The organism is Pedobacter sp. CAN_A7, assembly GCF_015752175.1.
In the GTDB taxonomy this organism is placed as follows: domain Bacteria; phylum Bacteroidota; class Bacteroidia; order Sphingobacteriales; family Sphingobacteriaceae; genus Pedobacter.
In genome coordinates this window covers 518,956-537,652 of sequence record NZ_JADOUW010000002.1, presented here as the reverse complement: position 1 = coordinate 537,652, position 18,697 = coordinate 518,956, and the positions used below count along the sequence as shown (strand labels likewise).

19 protein-coding genes are annotated in these 18,697 nt (G+C 41.3%); 14 read left to right on the top strand and 5 right to left on the bottom strand.

The features are described 5' to 3' along the window. Positions 1 to 443 precede the first annotated feature (443 nt). Complete coding sequence (locus IWX76_RS08435; RefSeq protein WP_196859463.1) at positions 444 to 806, bottom strand: DUF3127 domain-containing protein; 363 nt, start codon at positions 804 to 806, stop codon at positions 444 to 446. Positions 807 to 878: 72 nt separating this feature from the next. Here IWX76_RS08435 and IWX76_RS08430 point away from each other — a divergent pair, with 72 nt between their 5' ends. The 4 genes from IWX76_RS08430 (at position 879) to IWX76_RS08415 (ending at position 4,815) form a co-directional block, all read left to right on the top strand. Continuing rightward, complete coding sequence (locus tag IWX76_RS08430) at positions 879 to 2,078, top strand: THUMP domain-containing class I SAM-dependent RNA methyltransferase (RefSeq protein WP_196860037.1); 1,200 nt, start codon at positions 879 to 881, stop codon at positions 2,076 to 2,078. Positions 2,079 to 2,081: 3 nt separating this feature from the next. After that, positions 2,082 to 2,732: an HD domain-containing protein gene (locus IWX76_RS08425; RefSeq protein ID WP_196859462.1), complete on the top strand. Its 651-nt coding sequence runs from the start codon at positions 2,082 to 2,084 to the stop codon at positions 2,730 to 2,732. 66 nt (positions 2,733 to 2,798) lie between these two features. Further along, the gene (locus tag IWX76_RS08420; protein ID WP_196859461.1) at positions 2,799 to 4,055 is read left to right on the top strand and encodes a putative DNA modification/repair radical SAM protein; all 1,257 of its coding nucleotides are present in this window, start codon (positions 2,799 to 2,801) and stop codon (positions 4,053 to 4,055) included. Position 4,056: 1 nt separating this feature from the next. Then, the gene (locus IWX76_RS08415; RefSeq protein ID WP_196859460.1) at positions 4,057 to 4,815 is read left to right on the top strand and encodes a TIGR03915 family putative DNA repair protein; all 759 of its coding nucleotides are present in this window, start codon (positions 4,057 to 4,059) and stop codon (positions 4,813 to 4,815) included. Here IWX76_RS08415 and IWX76_RS08410 read toward each other — a convergent pair. Then, complete coding sequence (locus IWX76_RS08410) at positions 4,812 to 6,566, bottom strand: response regulator (RefSeq protein ID WP_196859459.1); 1,755 nt, start codon at positions 6,564 to 6,566, stop codon at positions 4,812 to 4,814. The two genes, IWX76_RS08415 and IWX76_RS08410, sit on opposite strands and share 4 nt — an antisense overlap. A gap of 117 nt (positions 6,567 to 6,683) precedes the next feature. On the opposite strand from IWX76_RS08410, the gene IWX76_RS08405 reads away from it, so the two are divergent. The 3 genes from IWX76_RS08405 (at position 6,684) to IWX76_RS08395 (ending at position 9,511) form a co-directional block, all read left to right on the top strand. Further along, positions 6,684 to 7,709 (top strand): sensor histidine kinase, encoded by a 1,026-nt coding sequence (locus IWX76_RS08405; protein ID WP_196859458.1) that lies wholly within the window; start codon positions 6,684 to 6,686, stop codon positions 7,707 to 7,709. 135 nt (positions 7,710 to 7,844) lie between these two features. Beyond that, positions 7,845 to 8,486 (top strand): DUF47 domain-containing protein, encoded by a 642-nt coding sequence (locus IWX76_RS08400; protein ID WP_196859457.1) that lies wholly within the window; start codon positions 7,845 to 7,847, stop codon positions 8,484 to 8,486. Between the two features lie 11 nt (positions 8,487 to 8,497). After that, positions 8,498 to 9,511, top strand: coding sequence for an inorganic phosphate transporter (locus tag IWX76_RS08395; RefSeq protein ID WP_196859456.1), 1,014 nt, complete (start codon positions 8,498 to 8,500; stop codon positions 9,509 to 9,511). A 76-nt stretch (positions 9,512 to 9,587) separates the two neighbouring features. Here the strand turns inward: IWX76_RS08395 and IWX76_RS08390 are convergent, their stop codons facing one another. Both IWX76_RS08390 and IWX76_RS08385 read right to left on the bottom strand, forming a co-directional pair. Then, a complete protein-coding gene (locus tag IWX76_RS08390) occupies positions 9,588 to 10,214 on the bottom strand; it encodes a hypothetical protein (RefSeq protein ID WP_196859455.1) in 627 nt (208 codons plus the stop codon). Then, the gene (locus IWX76_RS08385) at positions 10,207 to 10,782 is read right to left on the bottom strand and encodes an RNA polymerase sigma factor (RefSeq protein ID WP_196859454.1); all 576 of its coding nucleotides are present in this window, start codon (positions 10,780 to 10,782) and stop codon (positions 10,207 to 10,209) included. Before IWX76_RS08385 ends, IWX76_RS08390 begins: the two co-directional genes overlap by 8 nt. A 95-nt stretch (positions 10,783 to 10,877) precedes the next feature. On the opposite strand from IWX76_RS08385, the gene IWX76_RS08380 reads away from it, so the two are divergent. The 6 genes from IWX76_RS08380 to IWX76_RS08355 all read left to right on the top strand — a co-directional run bounded on the left by IWX76_RS08380 (position 10,878) and on the right by IWX76_RS08355 (position 17,191). Further along, complete coding sequence (locus IWX76_RS08380; protein ID WP_196859453.1) at positions 10,878 to 11,612, top strand: DUF4197 domain-containing protein; 735 nt, start codon at positions 10,878 to 10,880, stop codon at positions 11,610 to 11,612. Between the two features lie 45 nt (positions 11,613 to 11,657). After that, positions 11,658 to 12,869, top strand: coding sequence for a DEAD/DEAH box helicase (locus IWX76_RS08375; protein ID WP_196859452.1), 1,212 nt, complete (start codon positions 11,658 to 11,660; stop codon positions 12,867 to 12,869). A 22-nt stretch (positions 12,870 to 12,891) separates the two neighbouring features. After that, a complete protein-coding gene (locus IWX76_RS08370) occupies positions 12,892 to 14,172 on the top strand; it encodes a replication-associated recombination protein A (protein WP_196859451.1) in 1,281 nt (426 codons plus the stop codon). Positions 14,173 to 14,177: 5 nt separating this feature from the next. Beyond that, positions 14,178 to 15,653: a DUF5687 family protein gene (locus IWX76_RS08365; protein WP_196859450.1), complete on the top strand. Its 1,476-nt coding sequence runs from the start codon at positions 14,178 to 14,180 to the stop codon at positions 15,651 to 15,653. Positions 15,654 to 15,655: 2 nt separating this feature from the next. After that, positions 15,656 to 16,351: an ABC transporter ATP-binding protein gene (locus IWX76_RS08360; RefSeq protein WP_196859449.1), complete on the top strand. Its 696-nt coding sequence runs from the start codon at positions 15,656 to 15,658 to the stop codon at positions 16,349 to 16,351. 162 nt (positions 16,352 to 16,513) lie between these two features. Then, on the top strand, positions 16,514 to 17,191 hold the full coding sequence (locus tag IWX76_RS08355; protein WP_196859448.1) for an OmpA family protein: 678 nt from the start codon (positions 16,514 to 16,516) through the stop codon (positions 17,189 to 17,191). An 80-nt stretch (positions 17,192 to 17,271) separates the two neighbouring features. Here IWX76_RS08355 and IWX76_RS08350 read toward each other — a convergent pair whose 3' ends face one another. Next, a complete protein-coding gene (locus IWX76_RS08350) occupies positions 17,272 to 17,622 on the bottom strand; it encodes a hypothetical protein (protein ID WP_196859447.1) in 351 nt (116 codons plus the stop codon). A gap of 46 nt (positions 17,623 to 17,668) precedes the next feature. Between IWX76_RS08350 and IWX76_RS08345 the strand changes: the two genes are divergently transcribed. Further along, positions 17,669 to 18,685, top strand: a complete 1,017-nt coding sequence (locus tag IWX76_RS08345; RefSeq protein ID WP_196859446.1) for a Gfo/Idh/MocA family oxidoreductase — start codon at positions 17,669 to 17,671, stop codon at positions 18,683 to 18,685. Positions 18,686 to 18,697 lie beyond the last annotated feature (12 nt).

Genomic DNA, 18,697 nt, shown 5'->3' with positions numbered 1-18,697 from the left:
TGTTTATTAACGGCGTAGAAACTTCCTTAAGCTTAAGGCGGTTTTCTTCCATAGAATGTATTCAAAATTAATGAAGCCTAATTAGAAAAGCCTTTATTTAACACTTTTTAACGAAAAGATCCTCCAGGATATTCTAAAGTACATATAGAAAGTAGCCATCAATAGCCATATCAGCGAGTTGCCGTTGTCTCGCCGTCTTTAGGGGGTTGCTTCGGCTGTAGGCGAACCATGGGCGAAGAGAGGGCGACGAGAGGGCGAAGCAACCCCCTAGAGACGGCCTAGTGACTATTAGACAAACGAGCGTTTATGATTGCTTTTACTTCAGCAAATAGGTATGTTCCGCAGGCGGAAAAAGAAAGCCGCTGTAAAAATTATTGCGCAAAAAAAAGTGCCGGGAGCTACGCCCGGCACTAATTTTAAAATTGCTTCCTTAAAAAAAGGTCTTAGAATGGCAAATCATCTTCATCGCCAGGTGCACTGTTTAAGTCTACAGGCGGAGCATATTCTGGTGTTGCGCCAGCTGCATTATTTAATGCATTGATACGCCATACTACTAAACTATTAAAATAAGAAACCTTACCGGTTTTATCCGTCCATGGACGACCACGTAAGTTAAAAGCAACTTCTACCTGATCACCAACCTTCAAACTATCAAATAAGCCAGTTTTATCTTGCAAAGCTTCAAACCTGATATATTCTGGATAAGTAGGGTTTTCAGCGTACTCTATAATTAGATCGCGTTTTTTAAAAGTCTCACTCACCTGCTGTAATGCACCGATTTCATGCACTTTTCCTTTTAATTCCATAACAAATACTCTTATATTCTACTTTCAAGTTCAAATCTCTATATTTTTATTGATAACTTCGCACAATATATGATGCAAGTTTTCCACACAAAGAGTAAGGTTATCATAACCTGTAACAAAAGACTTTCGCCTTACCTGGTAGAGGAAGTTAAATCATTGGGCTATACCATTGTTAGGGATTTCCCAACAGGTGTAGAGTTAAATATTACCTTAACAGAGTGTATAAAACTTAACCTGAACCTGCGTTGCGCCAGTCAGATTTTATACTGCATCAGCAGCTTTAAAGCTAATAATCCAGAAGAATTATACCGCGAGGTGGTCGATCTGGAATGGGAAGAGCTGATTGACTTTGCGGGTTACTTTTCGGTAACTTCCAACGTTGATAACCCTACCATCACTACGCCTTTATTTTCCAATCTAAAAGTAAAGGATGCTATTGTTGACCGTTTCAGGGCAAAGAAAGATATCCGCCCAAATTCGGGTTCCGACAACAACAAAACAGTTGTCCATTTATACTGGAAAGACAGTGAAGCGGACATCTTCATTGATACTTCTGGCGAAACATTAGCCAAACATGGTTACCGTAAAATTCCTGGAAAAGCACCCATGCTGGAAGCTCTTGCCACCAGTACGATTATGAGTACCACCTGGGACCAGAAATCGCCATTTGTTAACCCGATGTGTGGATCAGGAACCCTGGCTATTGAAGCTGCCTTATTAGCTACTAACCGCCGCCCCGGTTTATACCGCATGAACTATGGCTTTATGCATATTTTAGGTTACGATGAAGAAGCATTTTTCGCTGAACGCCGAATTTTAAAAGAACAGGTCATAAAAAATGTAGACTTAACCATTATCGCCACTGATATTTCTGAAGATGCGGTAGAAGTGAGCAGACGTAATGCTAAAACTGCAGGCGTAGACACTTTAATTACTTTTGAAGTATGCGACTTTGCTGATACCCCGGTACCTGAAGGTGGCCGTGGCGTAGTGGTTTTTAACCCTGAATACGGTGAACGTTTAGGTGAACACTCTAAGTTAGAATTAACCTACAAACGTATTGGCGATTTCTTAAAACAAAGTTGTAAAGGTTATACAGGATATATTTTTACCGGTAATCCTGAATTAGCCAAAAAAATAGGCCTGAAAGCTTCCCGTAAAATTGAATTCTATAACGGTAAATTGGATTGCCGTATGATGGAATATGAATTATACGATGGTACTCGCCGTCCGGAAGGCGAAAGACCTTTAGCTAAAACCCCACAAGATTAATTTATGGAGCAGGCCATCATCAGTAAAACCATTGCATTCGTCAAAGAAACTTTGGAAGGCGCCGAAGCCGGTCACGACTGGTTTCACATTGAACGTGTTTTCAAAACAGCGAAACACATCAATTCAATAGAACAAGGCGACTCGCTGGTGGTGTCATTGGCTGCCCTATTACATGATATTGCTGATAGCAAATTCAATGGAGGCGACGAAGAAATTGGCCCGCGCATCGCAGGCGAATTTCTTCAGCGTCTTGATCTTGATACTGCTGTTATTGAACATGTACAGCAAATTATTAAAAACCTAAGCTTCAAAGCCAGCCTGGGCGAAATTACTTTTTCTTCTAAGGAATTGGACATTGTACAGGATGCAGACCGTCTGGATGCCATTGGCGCCATCGGTATTGCTAGGGCGTTTACCTATGGCGGTTTTAAAAACCGTGTATTGTATGACCCGGAAATCAAACCGGTGGTTAACCAAAGTAAAGAAGCTTACAAAAATACGGTGGCCCCAACCATCAATCATTTCTACGAAAAATTACTCCTGCTTAAGGACCTGATGAAAACCTCTGCAGGCAAACAAATGGCTATAGAAAGACACCAATTTATGGAAACCTACCTGTCGCAATTTTATGCAGAATGGGAAGGCATTAAATAAGATCCCGTATAAATACTACTAATTTAATTAGTTAAATTACTACCTTTGTTAGTAAATTTAACAATTATGTCTGAACGGGTAAGGGAAAAGTTAACCATTCTTGCAGACGCCGCTAAATACGACGTCTCCTGCTCATCCAGTGGCAGTAAAAGAAAAAATGATAACGGTGGCGTGGGAAATGGTCATAATTCTGGCATTTGCCATACCTATACAGAAGACGGTCGCTGTGTATCGTTACTCAAAATCCTACTCACCAACCATTGTATTTTCGATTGTGCCTACTGTGTATCGCGCAAAAGCAACGATATAGAAAGGGCAGCATTTACTGTTGACGAAGTGGTGCAATTGACCATGAACTTTTACCGTCGCAATTATATTGAAGGCTTGTTCCTGAGTTCTGGCATTTTTAAAAATGCCGACTTTACCATGGAGCGCCTGCTGCGCGTGGTTAAAAAACTGCGCCTCGAAGAACGTTACAATGGTTATATCCACTTAAAAACGATACCAGGTGCAAGTGAAGATTTGATCAGGGAGGCTGGCCTCTATGTTGACCGGATGAGCATTAACCTGGAAATGCCTACAGAAATTGGCTTAAAATTGCTTGCGCCAGAGAAAAGCCATGACGACGTGATTAAACCCCTGGGTTTTGTACAAAACCAGATTGTGCAGTTCAAGGACGAGAAAAAGCTGATTAAAAGTGTCCCTCTTTTTGTGCCTGCGGGGCAAAGTACACAAATGGTAATTGGTGCTACACCGGAAACCGACAAAGACATTATGCATACGGCAGCGGCCTTTTACAAAAACTTCTCGCTGCGCAGGGTTTACTATTCCGGGTATGTGCCCATTAGCAATGATAATCGTTTACCGCTGTTAGGCACCCAACCCCCATTGATCCGCGAAAACAGACTTTACCAAACCGACTGGCTTATGCGCTTTTACGGCTTTAATGTCAATGAGCTCCTGAATGACGCAAACCCCCATTTAGATATTGACATCGATCCTAAACTAAGCTGGGCCTTGCGCAACCTGCAACACTTCCCCGTAGACATTAATGTAGCCAATTACAAAACGATTCTCCGTGTACCCGGTATCGGGGTTGGATCTGCCAAGAAAATTGTGCAGGCCCGTAAATTTGGCAAACTGCGTATCGACCAGCTACAGAAGATTGGCATCGCCTATAACCGTGCAAAACACTTTATCAAATGCGCCGATACGCCTTATCAACTTAAAGACTTTCAAAGCACACAGATTAAATCTTTTATTTTAGCCGAAAGCAGCAGCAAATATCTGAAAAACGACACACAACAACTGATCTTATTTTAAGATGATTTATGTATTTGATGGTAGTCTGGAAGGTTTACTTTGTGCCGTTTTTGAATGGTTTGAGCGTAAGCCTGGTCAAATTACGCTCACCACAGAAAAGCTGTACCAGCCAGATGCCTTTAACATTTCCTTTCAAGTGGAAAATGATGCTAAAAAAGCCGACCGTGTATGGAAAGCCTTGCAAAAGAAATTAGGTAAGGGTTGGTTAAGGCGTTTTTACTGTTGTTACCTATCTGAACAACCAGAGGCGCTCACACACCTGTTTGAATTTAGTTGTACCATATTCCAAAACCCTCCCGGCGCCGAAAATAACTATGGCAACGCCCATGTATTGGCGGTAACCCAACTCGCTAAAAAAGTAGAACGGGAGAAACACCGCATGGAAGCCTTTATTCGCTTTCAGCAAACCGCAGACGGTTATTACTATTGTGGGATCGACCCGGATTTTAATGTCTTACCATTGATCATGGGACACTTTAAAGCACGCTATGCCGACCAGCAATGGATTATTTATGATTTAAAAAGGAATTACGGATTACATTACGACCTACAGGATGTGACGGAAATCCACATCCCTCCGGAGGACAGGCACCGGTTAAAAAAACCAGCCGACAACCTGCTATCAGAACCTGAAGCGATGTATGGTGAGCTCTGGCGTACCTATTTTAAGAGCACGAATATTGTGGCCAGAAAAAATACTAAACTTCACGTACAGCATGTTCCGAAACGCTATTGGAAATACCTGACCGAAAAACATTAAGCTTCTACCGCTTGCACATGCTGCAGCTTTTCGTATAGTTGTTCTGGCTTAAAGGGTTTACTTAGCGCATCATTCATCCCCGCTTCCACTACTTTGGCATATACATCGTCAGCTACGGAGGCCGTTAAAGCTATAATGTAAATACCAGCCTTTTGCAAGTCGGGCAGCTCCCGGATTTTCATCGTGGTTTCATAACCATTCATTTCTGGCATCTGGATGTCCATCAAAATCAGGTCGTAATCATTACGCTCCATCATCTCCAGCACTTCAAATCCATTTGCAGCCACATCAAGCGTGATGCCCCAACGCACTAATAATTTTTTCATGAACAAAATGTTCATCATGTTATCTTCTGCCAGCAGGATCTTTAAATCCGAGACATTGATATCCGGCTTTTCTGAACGTGGCCCCATAACCGGTTGTATTGCCTCTCCAGCTAAAGGATATTCAAGGTCAAAAGCAAAGGTTGCACCGGCGTTCAGCTCACTCATCAGCACCACCTCACTCTGGTGCATGCCTAGCAACTGTTTAACAATGGAAAGTCCTAAACCTGTACCACCAAACTTTCTGGTAGTATCCCCGTCTGCCTGGGTAAAAGGATCAAACACATGTTGCTGTTGAGTGGCGCTCATTCCTATGCCCGTATCTTTAATACTAAAGTGCAATAATACCTTACCCTCCTCTGCAACTCCTTTGCGCACGTTAATTTCAACACCACCTTTTTTAGTAAACTTAATGCCATTTCCTACCAGGTTAAATACAATTTGCAGCAGGCGCGTAGGATCTCCCAATACATTAACACCCGCTAAATCTGGCGACAGCACCAACCTGCAGTACAAGTCCTTTTCCATCGCTTTTATTCTTAAACCCGCACAAGCGTTATCCAATAGTTCTTTCAATTGAAAAGGGATGGCTTCCAACTTTACATGTCCTGTACCCAATTTATTTAAATCCAATATATCATTGATCAGTGATAACAAGTTCTCCGCCGAGAATTTAAGGATATCCAGGTTTTCTTTCTGTTCTTTATTCTTGTTCCCATCAATTAACAGGTTGGCCATACCAATAACCACATTCAAGGGGGTCCTTAATTCATGCGACATATTAGAAAAAAACAAGGTTTGCTTTTTGTTCGCATCCTCTAGTGCTACATATAGTTTTTCCTTACTTTCAATGGTATCATATAAAAAGTTACTGTAAAAATAATGCGCAAAAAAGATGATAAAAAAGTTGATAAGGAGGACAATGATGAAGGGGATGGAAGAGAATTCTGACATCCCAAGCGGCATATAAACCGCCCCTTGCACGATAATCGGGTAAAATAAGGGAATGGTGGCGATCCAGGCATAATGAAAGCCCCACTTATCTTTTAATGCATAAAAGCTCCACATACATACCATGAAAATATCCTGTATAGTTAATAAGGTCAGGTTACCACCATAAAAAATAGTGCCTCCAATAAGCATGGCGATCTTTAATATTAATACCAGATGAATAAGTTCATTCAGGTATTCGGGTTTTTTCAGTAAAAAGCTGATGATAAATAAGATGAATGCTAAACCAATGACACTAAAACCTAATTGCTGGTAAGCCTGTTCAGCAAGATAACTCGGAATTAATACCCCAACTTTAACAACGTTCATCAAGAACACATAATAGAATACCGTAATTTGTGCATGTTGAATGGGATTATTAACCTTTGCAAGCGTTTTTTGCAGAGGTTTTTTAACGAGCGTCAGGAAAGAATTCATGCCTAAATTTACATAAAAGTATACAACATTACACAATTAACCACTTCACAATTATTCTCTTAGCTAATTAATTTGCTTTACTTAGGCCAGTATCAAATAATCTTGTAAATTGCTAGTATGAAGTTAAGTGTTTTAGTAACCATTACAGCGCTAGCTGTAGCGCTATCCATTGGGTTGGTCAATTACCATTTTCAAAACAGTTGGTATTACATGATGATCTCTTTTGGAATTTCTTTCGTCACCAGCTTTATTGTATTCTACTACCTTTTAGAAAAATACATCTACTCCAAAGTCAAACTGATTTACAAGTTAATCCACAACCTTAAACTAGGTAAGGATTTAAAAGATGCCCTTGGAGAATACGTTAGCAACGACCCTATTAACGACGTAGAGCAGGAAGTAAAAGAATGGGCAGGCGCTAAGAAACTAGAAATAGACGTATTAAAAAACCAGGAACAGTTTAGAAGGGAATTTTTATCTAACGTTTCTCATGAATTTAAAACCCCGCTATTTGCCATACAAGGTTATATTGAAGCGCTGGAAGATTGCATGTATGATGATCCCGAACGTGCAGAGAAATTTCTAAAAAAAGCACAAAAAAATGTAGACCGTTTGAGTTTCCTGGTTACCGACCTGGATTCTATTTCAAAATTAGAAACCGGCGAGATACCTATTAACTATGAAAAATTTGATTTTGTGCTGTTGGCTAAAGAAGTGATGGAATCAATGGAAGATAAAGCCAAAATCAAAAATGTAAAACTCTTTTTTAAAGAAAAATACACCCATCCGGCCATGGTGAGTGCAGATAGAGAAAAAATAAGGCAGGTATTGGTTAACCTGATCCAAAACTCATTAAAATATGGGAAGGATAATGGTTCTACTGCCGTTAAAATTTTTGAATTGCACGACCAGTACCTGATTGAAGTGACTGATGATGGGATTGGTATTGACGAAAAATACCTACCCAGGTTGTTTGAGCGATTTTATCGCATTGATTCGCACCGTTCCAGAGAAATTGGCGGAACCGGATTGGGTTTAGCCATTGTTAAACATATTCTGGAAGCACACCAGCAGATCATTTCGGTGAGAAGCACACAACAAATCGGGACCACCTTTGCTTTTACGCTAGCTAAGGCAAGTTAAATTAACAATAATTTCAGATACACGAATACTTAACATTAACTTAACATTGCAATCCTACTTTTGTAAAATATTTTTTGTGTTTACCGGTAAGAAAGCCCTGATAGGTAAACTCATTAAAGAGACAAAAACATACAGATGAACAATATTTTTAAGTTCTTTACACCTAAAGACAAAAAATTCCAGCCCCTATTTGAGCAAGCTGCCAATAACGCAGTTAAGATTTCAGAAGCGTTATTGATTGCGTTAAACACGTCAGATCTGGAAAAAAGAAAAGAACACATTAAAGAAATAGAGCGCCTGGAACATGTAGGCGACGAAATTACCCATTCGATCTTCCTGGAGTTAAGCAAAAACTTTATTACTCCCTTCGACCGCGAAGATATCCACTCCTTAGCGAGTGCCGTTGATGATATTGCTGATTATATTCACGCATCTGCAACGAACATAGAATTATATAACATTGTTAAAATTGGCGATAGCATGATTAAACTGGCAGAATTGCTGGTTGAAATGTGTACCGATTTAGAGAAAGCTATTAAAGAGCTGAGAAGTTTCAAAAACATCCGTGTCATTGCTGATGCCTGTGTAAGGATTAACAGTGGCGAAAACCAGGCAGATTACATCTGCAATTTGGCTATTGCACGTTTGTTTGAATTTGAGACCAATGCCATTGAGTTGATCAAACAAAAAGAAGTTTTGCAAACCTTAGAGCTTGCAACAGATAAATGTGAAGATGCAGCGAACGTGTTGGAATCTATCTTGGTTAAGAACGCTTAAACTTCAAACAAATGATAACTACCTTATTGGTCGTTGTAATTATTCTGGCTATTGCATTCGATTATATCAATGGCTTCCATGATGCAGCAAATTCTATTGCAACAGTTGTTTCCACTAAAGTACTTACCCCTTTTCAAGCGGTACTTTGGGCTGCAGTTTTCAACTTTGCCGCTTATTTTTATTTTACAGATCACAAAGTAGCCAATACCATCGCAAAAACGGTGGTCGAAAACTACATCACCCTGGAGGTGATTTTGTCAGGCCTGCTGGCCGCCATCATCTGGAATTTATTTACCTGGTGGTTTGGTATTCCATCCAGTTCATCACATACCTTAATTGGCGGTTTCGCTGGTGCGGGCATGTCGAAAGCCCTTTCTATGGGTGACAATGCGCTATTGGCAATTGATTTTGCCCCTATTTTTAAGGTCGTCGCTTTTATTGTGCTTGCACCTGTTATAGGTATGATCATTTCGGTCGTCATTTCCATCATCATCTTGCATATCTCCAAAAATGCGCGGCCTTCCGTGGCAGAAAAGTGGTTCAAAAGATTGCAACTGGTATCATCTGCAGCTTTGAGTTTTACTCATGGTGGTAACGATGCACAAAAAGTAATGGGTATTATTTATGTTTCCCTGGTTGCAGGAAATGTGTTAAACAACGGCGATGCCATGCCGGAGTGGATCCCAATTTCCTGTTATGCGGCTATTGCCCTGGGCACCATGAGTGGTGGCTGGAAGATTGTTAAAACCATGGGTTCTAAAATTACGAAAGTGAACGCCTTTGAAGGGGTAGCTGCAGAAACTGCAGGTGCGGTAACCCTGGGTATTACAGAGCACTTTGGTATTCCGGTTTCTACAACACATACCATTACCGGTTCCATTGTTGGGGTTGGTTTATTAAAAAGGGTATCTGCAGTACGTTGGGGTGTTACGGTAAGTTTACTTTGGGCATGGGTATTAACCATTCCTGTATCGGCTGCTTTAGCAGGCATCATCTTTACCATTGTTCACGTATTCTTTGTTTAACGAATATCGTTTCCATATTATACAAAAAACCGCAGCCTATTTGGTCTGCGGTTTTTTTGTATAATATGTTCAGGTTTTAAAAGCCGATACTCAGGCTTACTTTATTGCTATTGGTGGTTAGTTCCCAATTCGGACCATCCTTTACCAGCCTGATCGCTTCATCTGTATAGGCCTGTCCGGGTGATTTCAGCACTTCAATTCCTGTAGCCTTTCCATTAACCACCAGGAATGTCAGGCTCACCTGTGCATTTGCTTTGTTAGCTTTCAACCTATTGTTAGCTTCTATATATTTTTGATAAGCCGGATAGCCCCCTACAGGCTGTGCCGTAGTCACGTAAGTAGTTTCAGTTACTGTAGCCGCTTGTTGTTTTGCCAGTTCATCCCGGTTTACATTATTTTTCATCCAGAACACAATACCTACAGTAATGAACAATACCGCAGCTGCAGCCGCAATACTTAAACGCTGCCAGGTAACTACACTTTCCTTCTGATGGGTCTTTTGCTGCGCCACCCTAACCCGCAATTGTTTTTGCAGCAGAGATATTGACTGCAGGCCATCGGGATTGGCAGTTAAGCCCGCAAGCGCCTCAGCCACAAAAGGATCTTCCATTGCCTGGCGTTCCACCTGGTACATGTCCTGTGGCGCAAGATTACCATTCAGGTAATCTTCTAAAATTGCTGTTGTAGACCAATCTTTATTCACTGCTATTTTTTTCGATACAATTTTTCAAATTCCGCTTCCCATTCTGGATATAACTCTTTACTTTAATTAAGTCGTACCCGGTCAGTTCAGCGATTTCTTTATAACATTTCTCCTGCAGGTAAAACAGATCCACACTTTTGCGTTGTTCTTCTGGCAAGGCTTCCATGCATTTTTCCATTACGCTGAGCTGCTGCTCCTTTGCATCGTCAAGATCAAGATGCACAAAATTGCCGTTTTCCACAAAAGTATCTTCCAATGATACCGTTGGATTTCTTGACGATTTACGAATGGCCATTAAACAATGGTTCCTGGCCAAAACATGCAGCCAGCTTTTGAAGTTTTGCACCTCATGTTTCTGCAATTTGATCACCAGTTCTTCAAAAATTTGCATTACTGCATCTTTGCTCTGCTCTTCATCTTTGAAATAATTTAAACAAACCCCATACACCAGGTGCATGTAACGGTTGTACAGTTCGCCCAGGTACTCGAGGTCGCCACTTGCTTTATATTGAGCAAGCAACCAGGAATCTTCTGGTACGGGATGACGTTTGTCTGTTTTAATAAACATTGATATCGCGGAGTTAATTGATCAAGTATAATTATATTTTCTGAAAGATTTAGCGCTTGGCCAGAGATTTGCTAACTCCACCGCAAAAACACAACATGAACAAAGTCTACATTTGCCTCCTTGGCGGCTGTCTGTTGTTATCTACCGGATGCGACGTTCAAAGTCAGGCACAACTAGGTAACATTTTAAAACAATTTCCTTCTACCGCTAATCCAAGTACAACAGAAATTGCCCTGGGCATAAAACAAGCTTTAGAGCTGGGAACGGCAGCTGGTGCCGACAAACTTGCTGCTAAAGATGGTTTTTTAGGGAACATGGCCATCAGGATAGCTTTCCCCGAGGAAGCACAGAAAGTAGAGAAAACCTTAAGAACCCTGGGTTTAGGTTCTTTAGCTGATAATGTGGTGACCAGCTTAAACCGTGCAGCAGAAGATGCCGCTAAAGAAGCAAAGCCAATTTTTACTGCCGCCATTAAACAAATGACTTTAACGGATGCTACCAATATCTTGCTGGGAAACTCAGATGCAGCAACCAATTATTTCAAAAGAGTGACTACTGCACAGCTGATGGAAAAGTTTAAACCGGTTGTAGCCAACAGCTTAAATAAAGTAGGTGCTACAAAATATTGGACCGATGCGGCAACAAAATACAACACCTTGCCCCTGGTTAAATCTGTGAATCCTGATTTGTCGGAATATGTAGCACAGAAAGCCCTGGAGGGAATGTTTATTCAGATTGCACAAGAAGAATTGCAGATCAGAAACAATATAAATGCCCGTTCAACCACACTTTTGCAGAAAGTGTTTGGCTATGCTGATAGGAATAAATAAATATTTAAGTTACTTTTATAGAATACAGTAACAATAACAAGTACATTGGATTTCAAAGATTTTAATTTTAACCCTCAATTATTAGAGGGCTTACTGGCCATGGGATTTCGCAGCGCCACCCCCATACAGGAACAGGCGATCCCAATAATATTAGATAAAAAAGATTTAATAGCCTGTGCGCAAACAGGTACGGGTAAAACCGGCGCCTACCTTTTACCAATCATGAATATGATTAGTGAAACGCCAGACAGACATAACAATACCCTGATTTTAGCTCCTACCAGGGAGCTGGCCCAACAAATAGACTTACAGGTAGAAGCACTCTCGTATTTCACCAACATCAGTTCCCTCACCGTTTACGGTGGAGGTGACGGTATTGCTTATGAGCAACAAAAACGTTCCATGCGGGATGGTGTAGATTTGATTATTGCTACCCCCGGGCGGCTGATCTCTCACCTTTCATCTGGCTTGTTAAAGCTCGATCAATTGAAGCACCTGGTGCTTGATGAAGCGGATCGTATGCTCGACATGGGTTTTTACGATGACATCATGAAAATCATTTCTTTCCTTCCGGAAGTTAGGCAAACGGTGATGTTTTCAGCAACCATGCCCCCAAAAATCAGAACCATGGCGGCTAAATTGCTTAAAAACCCTTTGCAAATCAGTTTAGCTATTTCTAAACCTGCAGAAGGTATTGACCAGCAGATATACATGGTGCATGATGACCAGAAGGTGCCACTATTAACCGACTTGCTTAGAAACGGTGGTTACAAAAGCATTATCGTTTTTGCATCAACTAAGGAAAAAGTAAAAAACCTGGGCAAGGTGTTCAGGGGTTTAGGCTTGAAAGCCGAAGCTTTTCACTCTGATCTTGATCAAAAAGAAAGAGAGAGTATCCTACAGACTTTTAAAAACAAACAACTGCCAATTTTAATTGGTACCGATGTGTTAAGCAGGGGTATTGATGTGGAGGGTATTGACCTGGTGGTTAATTTTGATGTTCCTCATGATGCGGAAGATTATGTTCACCGCATTGGCCGTACCGCAAGGGCAGCAACTAAAGGCACAGCGATTACCCTGGTGAATTCACGTGACAAACGTAAATTGGAAAGCATCGAGAAACTGATTGAACGTAAAATTGTTCCTCAGGAATTACCCGAAAAAATAGCGGCCATTGAAGCGGTACACCGCCCGGAGGCAGCTAAAAACCGCAGACCGCAACAAAAGAAAGTTTGGCATAAAAAGAAAGCGATGTAATCCTTTTTAATATATTTACGTCATGCAAAACTTACCACCTTTAGCTGAACGTATGCGTCCCCAAAACCTGGACGAGTACGTTGGCCAAAAGCACCTGGTAGGTGCTGATGCCGTATTAAGGAAGGCAATCCATAGCGGACAACTGCCTTCCATGATTTTCTGGGGCCCGCCGGGTGTAGGCAAAACTACCCTGGCGTATATCATTTCCCAAACCCTCGACCGACCCTTTTTTAACCTGAGTGCTATTAATTCAGGCGTTAAAGACATTAGGGAGGTCATCGATAAAGCAGCTCAACTCAAAGACAGTTTCCTGGGATTACCCATCTTGTTTATTGATGAGATCCACCGGTTCAGCAAATCACAGCAGGATAGCCTGTTGAGTGCCGTTGAGCGAGGTTTAGTCACCTTAATTGGTGCCACAACCGAAAACCCCTCTTTCGAAGTCATCTCGGCCTTACTCTCCCGCGCTCAGGTATATATTTTGAAATCGCTAGAAGAAGATGAGCTTGTAGGTCTTTTACATACTGCCCTGCAACAGGACGTGCTGTTGAAAGAAAAAAACATTACCATTAAGGAACACGAAGCCTTAGTGCGCCTTTCTGGTGGCGATGCACGTAAACTGTTGAACGTTTTGGAGATTGCTGTGAACGGCATTGGCGGCGACACTTTGGTGCTGACCAACGAAAATGTGATGGTTCATGCGCAGCAAAACCTTGCTCTGTATGATAAGGCTGGCGAACAGCATTATGACATCATTTCTGCCTTTATCAAATCTATCCGTGGCAGCGACCCTAATGGCGCCGTTTACTGGCTGGCCCGCATGATTGAAGGTGGTGAAGACCCACTATTTATTGCCCGCAGGCTATTGATCCTGGCCTCCGAAGATATAGGCAATGCCAATCCAAACGCTTTGCTGTTAGCCAATAACTGTTTCCAGGCTGTTAATGTCATTGGGTTTCCCGAATCGAGGATCATCCTCTCTCAGGCAGTTACCTACCTGGCTTCCTCTGCAAAAAGCAATGCTTCTTACGAAGCCATCAGCAAAGCACAGTCGCTGGTTAAACAAACAGGCAATTTACCCGTGCCCTTGCACCTGCGTAACGCACCTACTAAACTGATGAAAAATATTGGCTATGGAAAAGACTACCAATATTCACATGGTTATGAGGGTAATTTCTCTCCACAGGAATACCTTCCGGAACAATTGAGCGGCACCAAGCTATACGATCCCGGCAAAAACCCGGCTGAGGATAAATTGAGAGAGAAACTGCGACAAAACTGGAAATCAAAATATAACTACTAAACCATATGCTCTTCACATTTTTAAGTCACCAATGGACTAGCTTTTTACGCTCCAGCGGCAAAGGCAGTAGCATTGCAATACAAATCTTCCTCGGCCTGTTGGTTCTCTGGATATTAGCCAGTGCCACATTTATCGGCATGGCTTTAGAAGACTTATTGCCACGCCTGGTTCCGGCAGTAGATCCTATCGTTACTTTTAACGGACTGATACTTTATTATTTTGCTGTTGACTTTTTAATGCGTTTACAATTGCAGGAATTACCTACTTTATCCATTGTGCCTTACCTGCACCTTAACATTCGTAAAAACAAACTGGTCAGCTTTTTAAATATCCGGGCTTTATTCAACGCCTTTAACCTCATTCCAATAGTACTATTTTTTCCTTTTTGCCTCGTCAACATCAGCGAAGACTATGGCACATTAACTGGAGGCATGTATGCCCTGGCCATATTTTCCCTGGCCCTTTTTAACAACTACCTGGCTTTATACATCAAACGACTGTCGATGGTAAACATGCCCTTTGTATTTGGTCTGTTGATTCTGCTGTTTAGTTTAGCCGCTCTTGAATATTATCAGGTATTTTCTATTGCAGCGGTATCAAACCTCATTTTCCAGTTCATAACAGCCCAACCCGCAATCGGCATCATTTTCCCCATCCTGGCTATTGCCATGTTTAGCTGGAACGCCAGTTACCTTAAAAATCACCTGTATGTGCAGGAATTAAGCACTGGCGAGAAAAGAAAAACAGCTACCGATTATCCCTTTTTAGATCGTTTTGGAGATGTAGGCACGCTGGCCGCCATGGAAATTAAGTTGATTCTAAGAAACAAACGGTCAAAATCCACGGTGTCAAAAGGATTGCTATTTGTGTTTTATGGCTTTTTGTTTTACAATGGCAAGCGGTTGGAGAATGATGATTTTGGCATGATGCTTTTTGCAGGCATCTTTATGACGGGCAACATGATTCTGTTATATGGCCAATTTATGTTTGGCTGGCAAAGTTCGGAATTCGACGGATTGATGGCCAACAGAATTAACCTAAAAACTTTTATTCAAAGTAAATTTTTGCTGTTTACCTTATCCTCTACCGTGCTTACCATTGTAGTGAGTTTATACGGCCTCATCAGCTGGAAAATTGTAATGATACAACTGGCAGGCTACCTCTATAGTATTGGTGTGGCCTCCGTGCTGGTGCTTTATATGGCCACTAGGAACTATAAATACATTGATTTGAGCAGTGGGTCAAGTTTCAATTGGCAGGGTGTAGGCACCACATCCATGTTAATGTCTTTGCCCGTTTTGCTATTGCCCTACTTGATTTACATACCGCTGTCGCATATTGGGAACCCCTACCTTGGCATTGCCGGCGTAGCCGCATTAGGCCTGGCCGGTATATTTACACGAAGCTTTTGGGTAGACTTCCTGGTGAAAGCATTGAAAAAAAGAAAATATAACATAGCCCAAGGCTTTAGAGAACGCTAAGCATGATTGAAATTAAGAACTTAAAGAAAACCTATGGCAACCGTACAGTGGTTGATATTGAGCACCTGCACATCAATGCTGGTGATACCATTGGTGTTATTGGAAATAATGGCGCCGGGAAAACAACCCTGTTCCGCATGCTGCTTGACTTAATCAGACCAAATGAGGGTGAAATTACTTCTAAAGGGCAAAACGTAGCGAAAGATGATCAATGGAAAAATTATACTGCTTCTTTCCTGGATGAAGGATTCTTGATTGATTACCTCACCCCCGAGGAATATTTTGTGTTTACCGGCAGTCTGCATGGACAAAGTGTGGCACATGTAGTCAATAACTTGCAACAATATGAGGAATTCTTTAATGGTGAAATCATGAAAAGTGGCAAGTACATTCGCGACTTTTCTAAAGGGAACCAGAATAAGGTGGGTATTGCTGCCGCATTAATGCAAAATCCTGAACTGCTGATTCTGGACGAACCTTTTGCTAACCTGGATCCGACCACGCAAATCAGGTTGAAAACCTTGCTAAGGAATCTTAAAAAAGATCAACACCTCACCACATTAATTTCAAGTCACGATTTAAACCATGTTACAGACGTTTGCAACCGTATTATTCTGATGGAAAAAGGGGTAGTGATTAAAGATATACAAAGGACCGAAAACACGTTAAAGGAGCTGGAAGCGTATTTTGCAGACTAAAATTGTACAGAATACTGGTCATAATAACTGTTTCGATACCCCCACTTTAATCACCGAATTCCACTTCTTTAATGCTAAAGCATGGATATTGCTCCAGAATTAGAGTTGGCATCCCGTTTGACTACGGTGTAGTATAATCGAGTGAAACAAACAACATAGAATATGATTACTTCAAAATTTAAAATAGCAACATTTAGCATTGCTTTAGCTATAGGTGCTATGGGACTAACAGGATGTGATAGTTTAACAAAAACCCAAAAAGGTGCTGGTATTGGTGCAGCAGCTGGTGGTGTTTTAGGTGCTATCATTGGTAAAAAAGCTGGTAATACAGCAGTAGGTGCCATTATTGGTGGTGCCGTTGGTGGTACAGCAGGTGGATTCATTGGTAAAAGAATGGATAAACAAGCTGCAGAAATTCAAAATGCCATTCCTAGTGCAGAAGTAATTCGTGAAGGTGAAGGTATCATTGTAAAATTTGATAGTGGTATTTTGTTCGACTTTGATAGTTCGAACTTAAAAACGGCTGCAAAAGACAATGTTAAAACTTTAGCAGCATCGTTAAACGAATACCCTGGTACTGACATTAAAATTGTTGGACATACAGATAATAAAGGAGCAGCAAGTTACAACATGAGCCTTTCTGAAAGAAGAGCAGCTGCAGTTAAAGCATATGCTGTTGCACAAGGTGTACCAAGTGCAAGATTAACAACTTTAGGAAAAGGATTTAATGAGCCGATTGCTGATAATACTACTGAGACTGGCCGTGCGGCTAACCGTCGTGTAGAAATTGTTATTGTAGCGAATGATGAGCTTAAAACTGAAGCTAAACAACAAGGATAAGATTAACACATTACCATCTACCTATAAAAACGAAACCCGTTGTACCTTGGTACACCGGGTTTTTATTGTTTTCGTTTAGGCTATGCTGTACCGTAGATGTCTTCAAAATAGTCGATCGCTAATGACATTAGCAGGAGTTCCTGTTGCATCATGGCAAAAGAGGGAACCGGTTTTACCAGTTTCCAGTGCGGCCAACCATCCTGATCCAGGCCTTCCAGTTCATAAAAACCCATTTCACTTAATAAACGACAGGTAGCGATATGCATCAGCTCTTCCTTTTGGCGTTTACTGTATTTTCCGGGACCCTTACCTAATTCCTGAACGCCGATTAAAAATAAAATGACTTTCAGGTCCGGTACATCCGAATCAAATTCCTTAGCTATTTTTTGCTGAAGAACTTTCCATTTGGCATGAATTTCTGCTGGCTTCATGGCCCAAAGATACAGTTATCGAATTTGTATTTCGTATTTTTAGCACATGGATAGCGTAATTATAACTGGCCTTCTGGCCTATGGCATGTCAGGAAAAGTATTTCATGCCCCCTTCTTAGAAGCTCATCCGGGCTTTAAATTGCATGCCATTACCGAAAGGAATCAAAAAAAGGCGCAACAGGATTACCCTTCGCTGATCAGCTATAACAGTGTAGATGAGTTACTGGATGATCCGGCCATACAACTGGTGGTCATTAATACGCCCAATTTCAGCCATGTGGATTATTCCAAACGTGCCTTGTTAAAGGGGAAACATATTTTGGTCGAAAAACCTTTTGCTGCAACAGTAGCTGAAGCACTGGAAGTATTTGATCTGGCTAAAAAAGTGGGAAAACAGGTATTTGTGTTTCAAAACCGCCGCTGGGATAGTGATTTTAATTCCGTTAAAAAGGTGATTGAACAGCAAAGTTTAGGGAAATTAAACGAAGTGCATTTTAGGTACGACCGTTACCGCAATGAAATTGGACCTAAAACCTTTAAAGAAGAACCAATTCCAGCAAGTGGTTTATTATACGACCTGGGGCCACACCTGTTAGACCAGGCGATCAGCATTTTTGGCAAGCCTTTAAGTTTCCACAAGATTTTAGGAAAGAACCGTGTAGGTACACAGGTAGACGATTACTTTAGCATCCATTTAAGTTATGCCGACAGTGTAAACGTGTTTGTGCATGCAAACATGCTGGTTACAGATGCGCAACCCGCTTTTGTACTGCATGGCACCAATGGGAGTTTCATAAAAGATCGTACTGACGTACAGGAAGCCCAGCTATTAAAAGGCATGAAACCGACTGACCCATCTTATGCACTGGAAGATAGAAATAAGGCTGGGAAACTGACATTAATCGATGAACAGGGGAATAAAACACAAAGTCTTGTTGCCGCAGAGAAAGGCAAGTACCCAGAATTATTTGAAGCAGTATACGCCAGTTTAACAGCGGACAAATCTTTCCCGATTAGAGAGGAGCAAATACTTTGGCAGCTGGAAGTTTTAGAAAGCAAATAGCAGGTTGGAGTA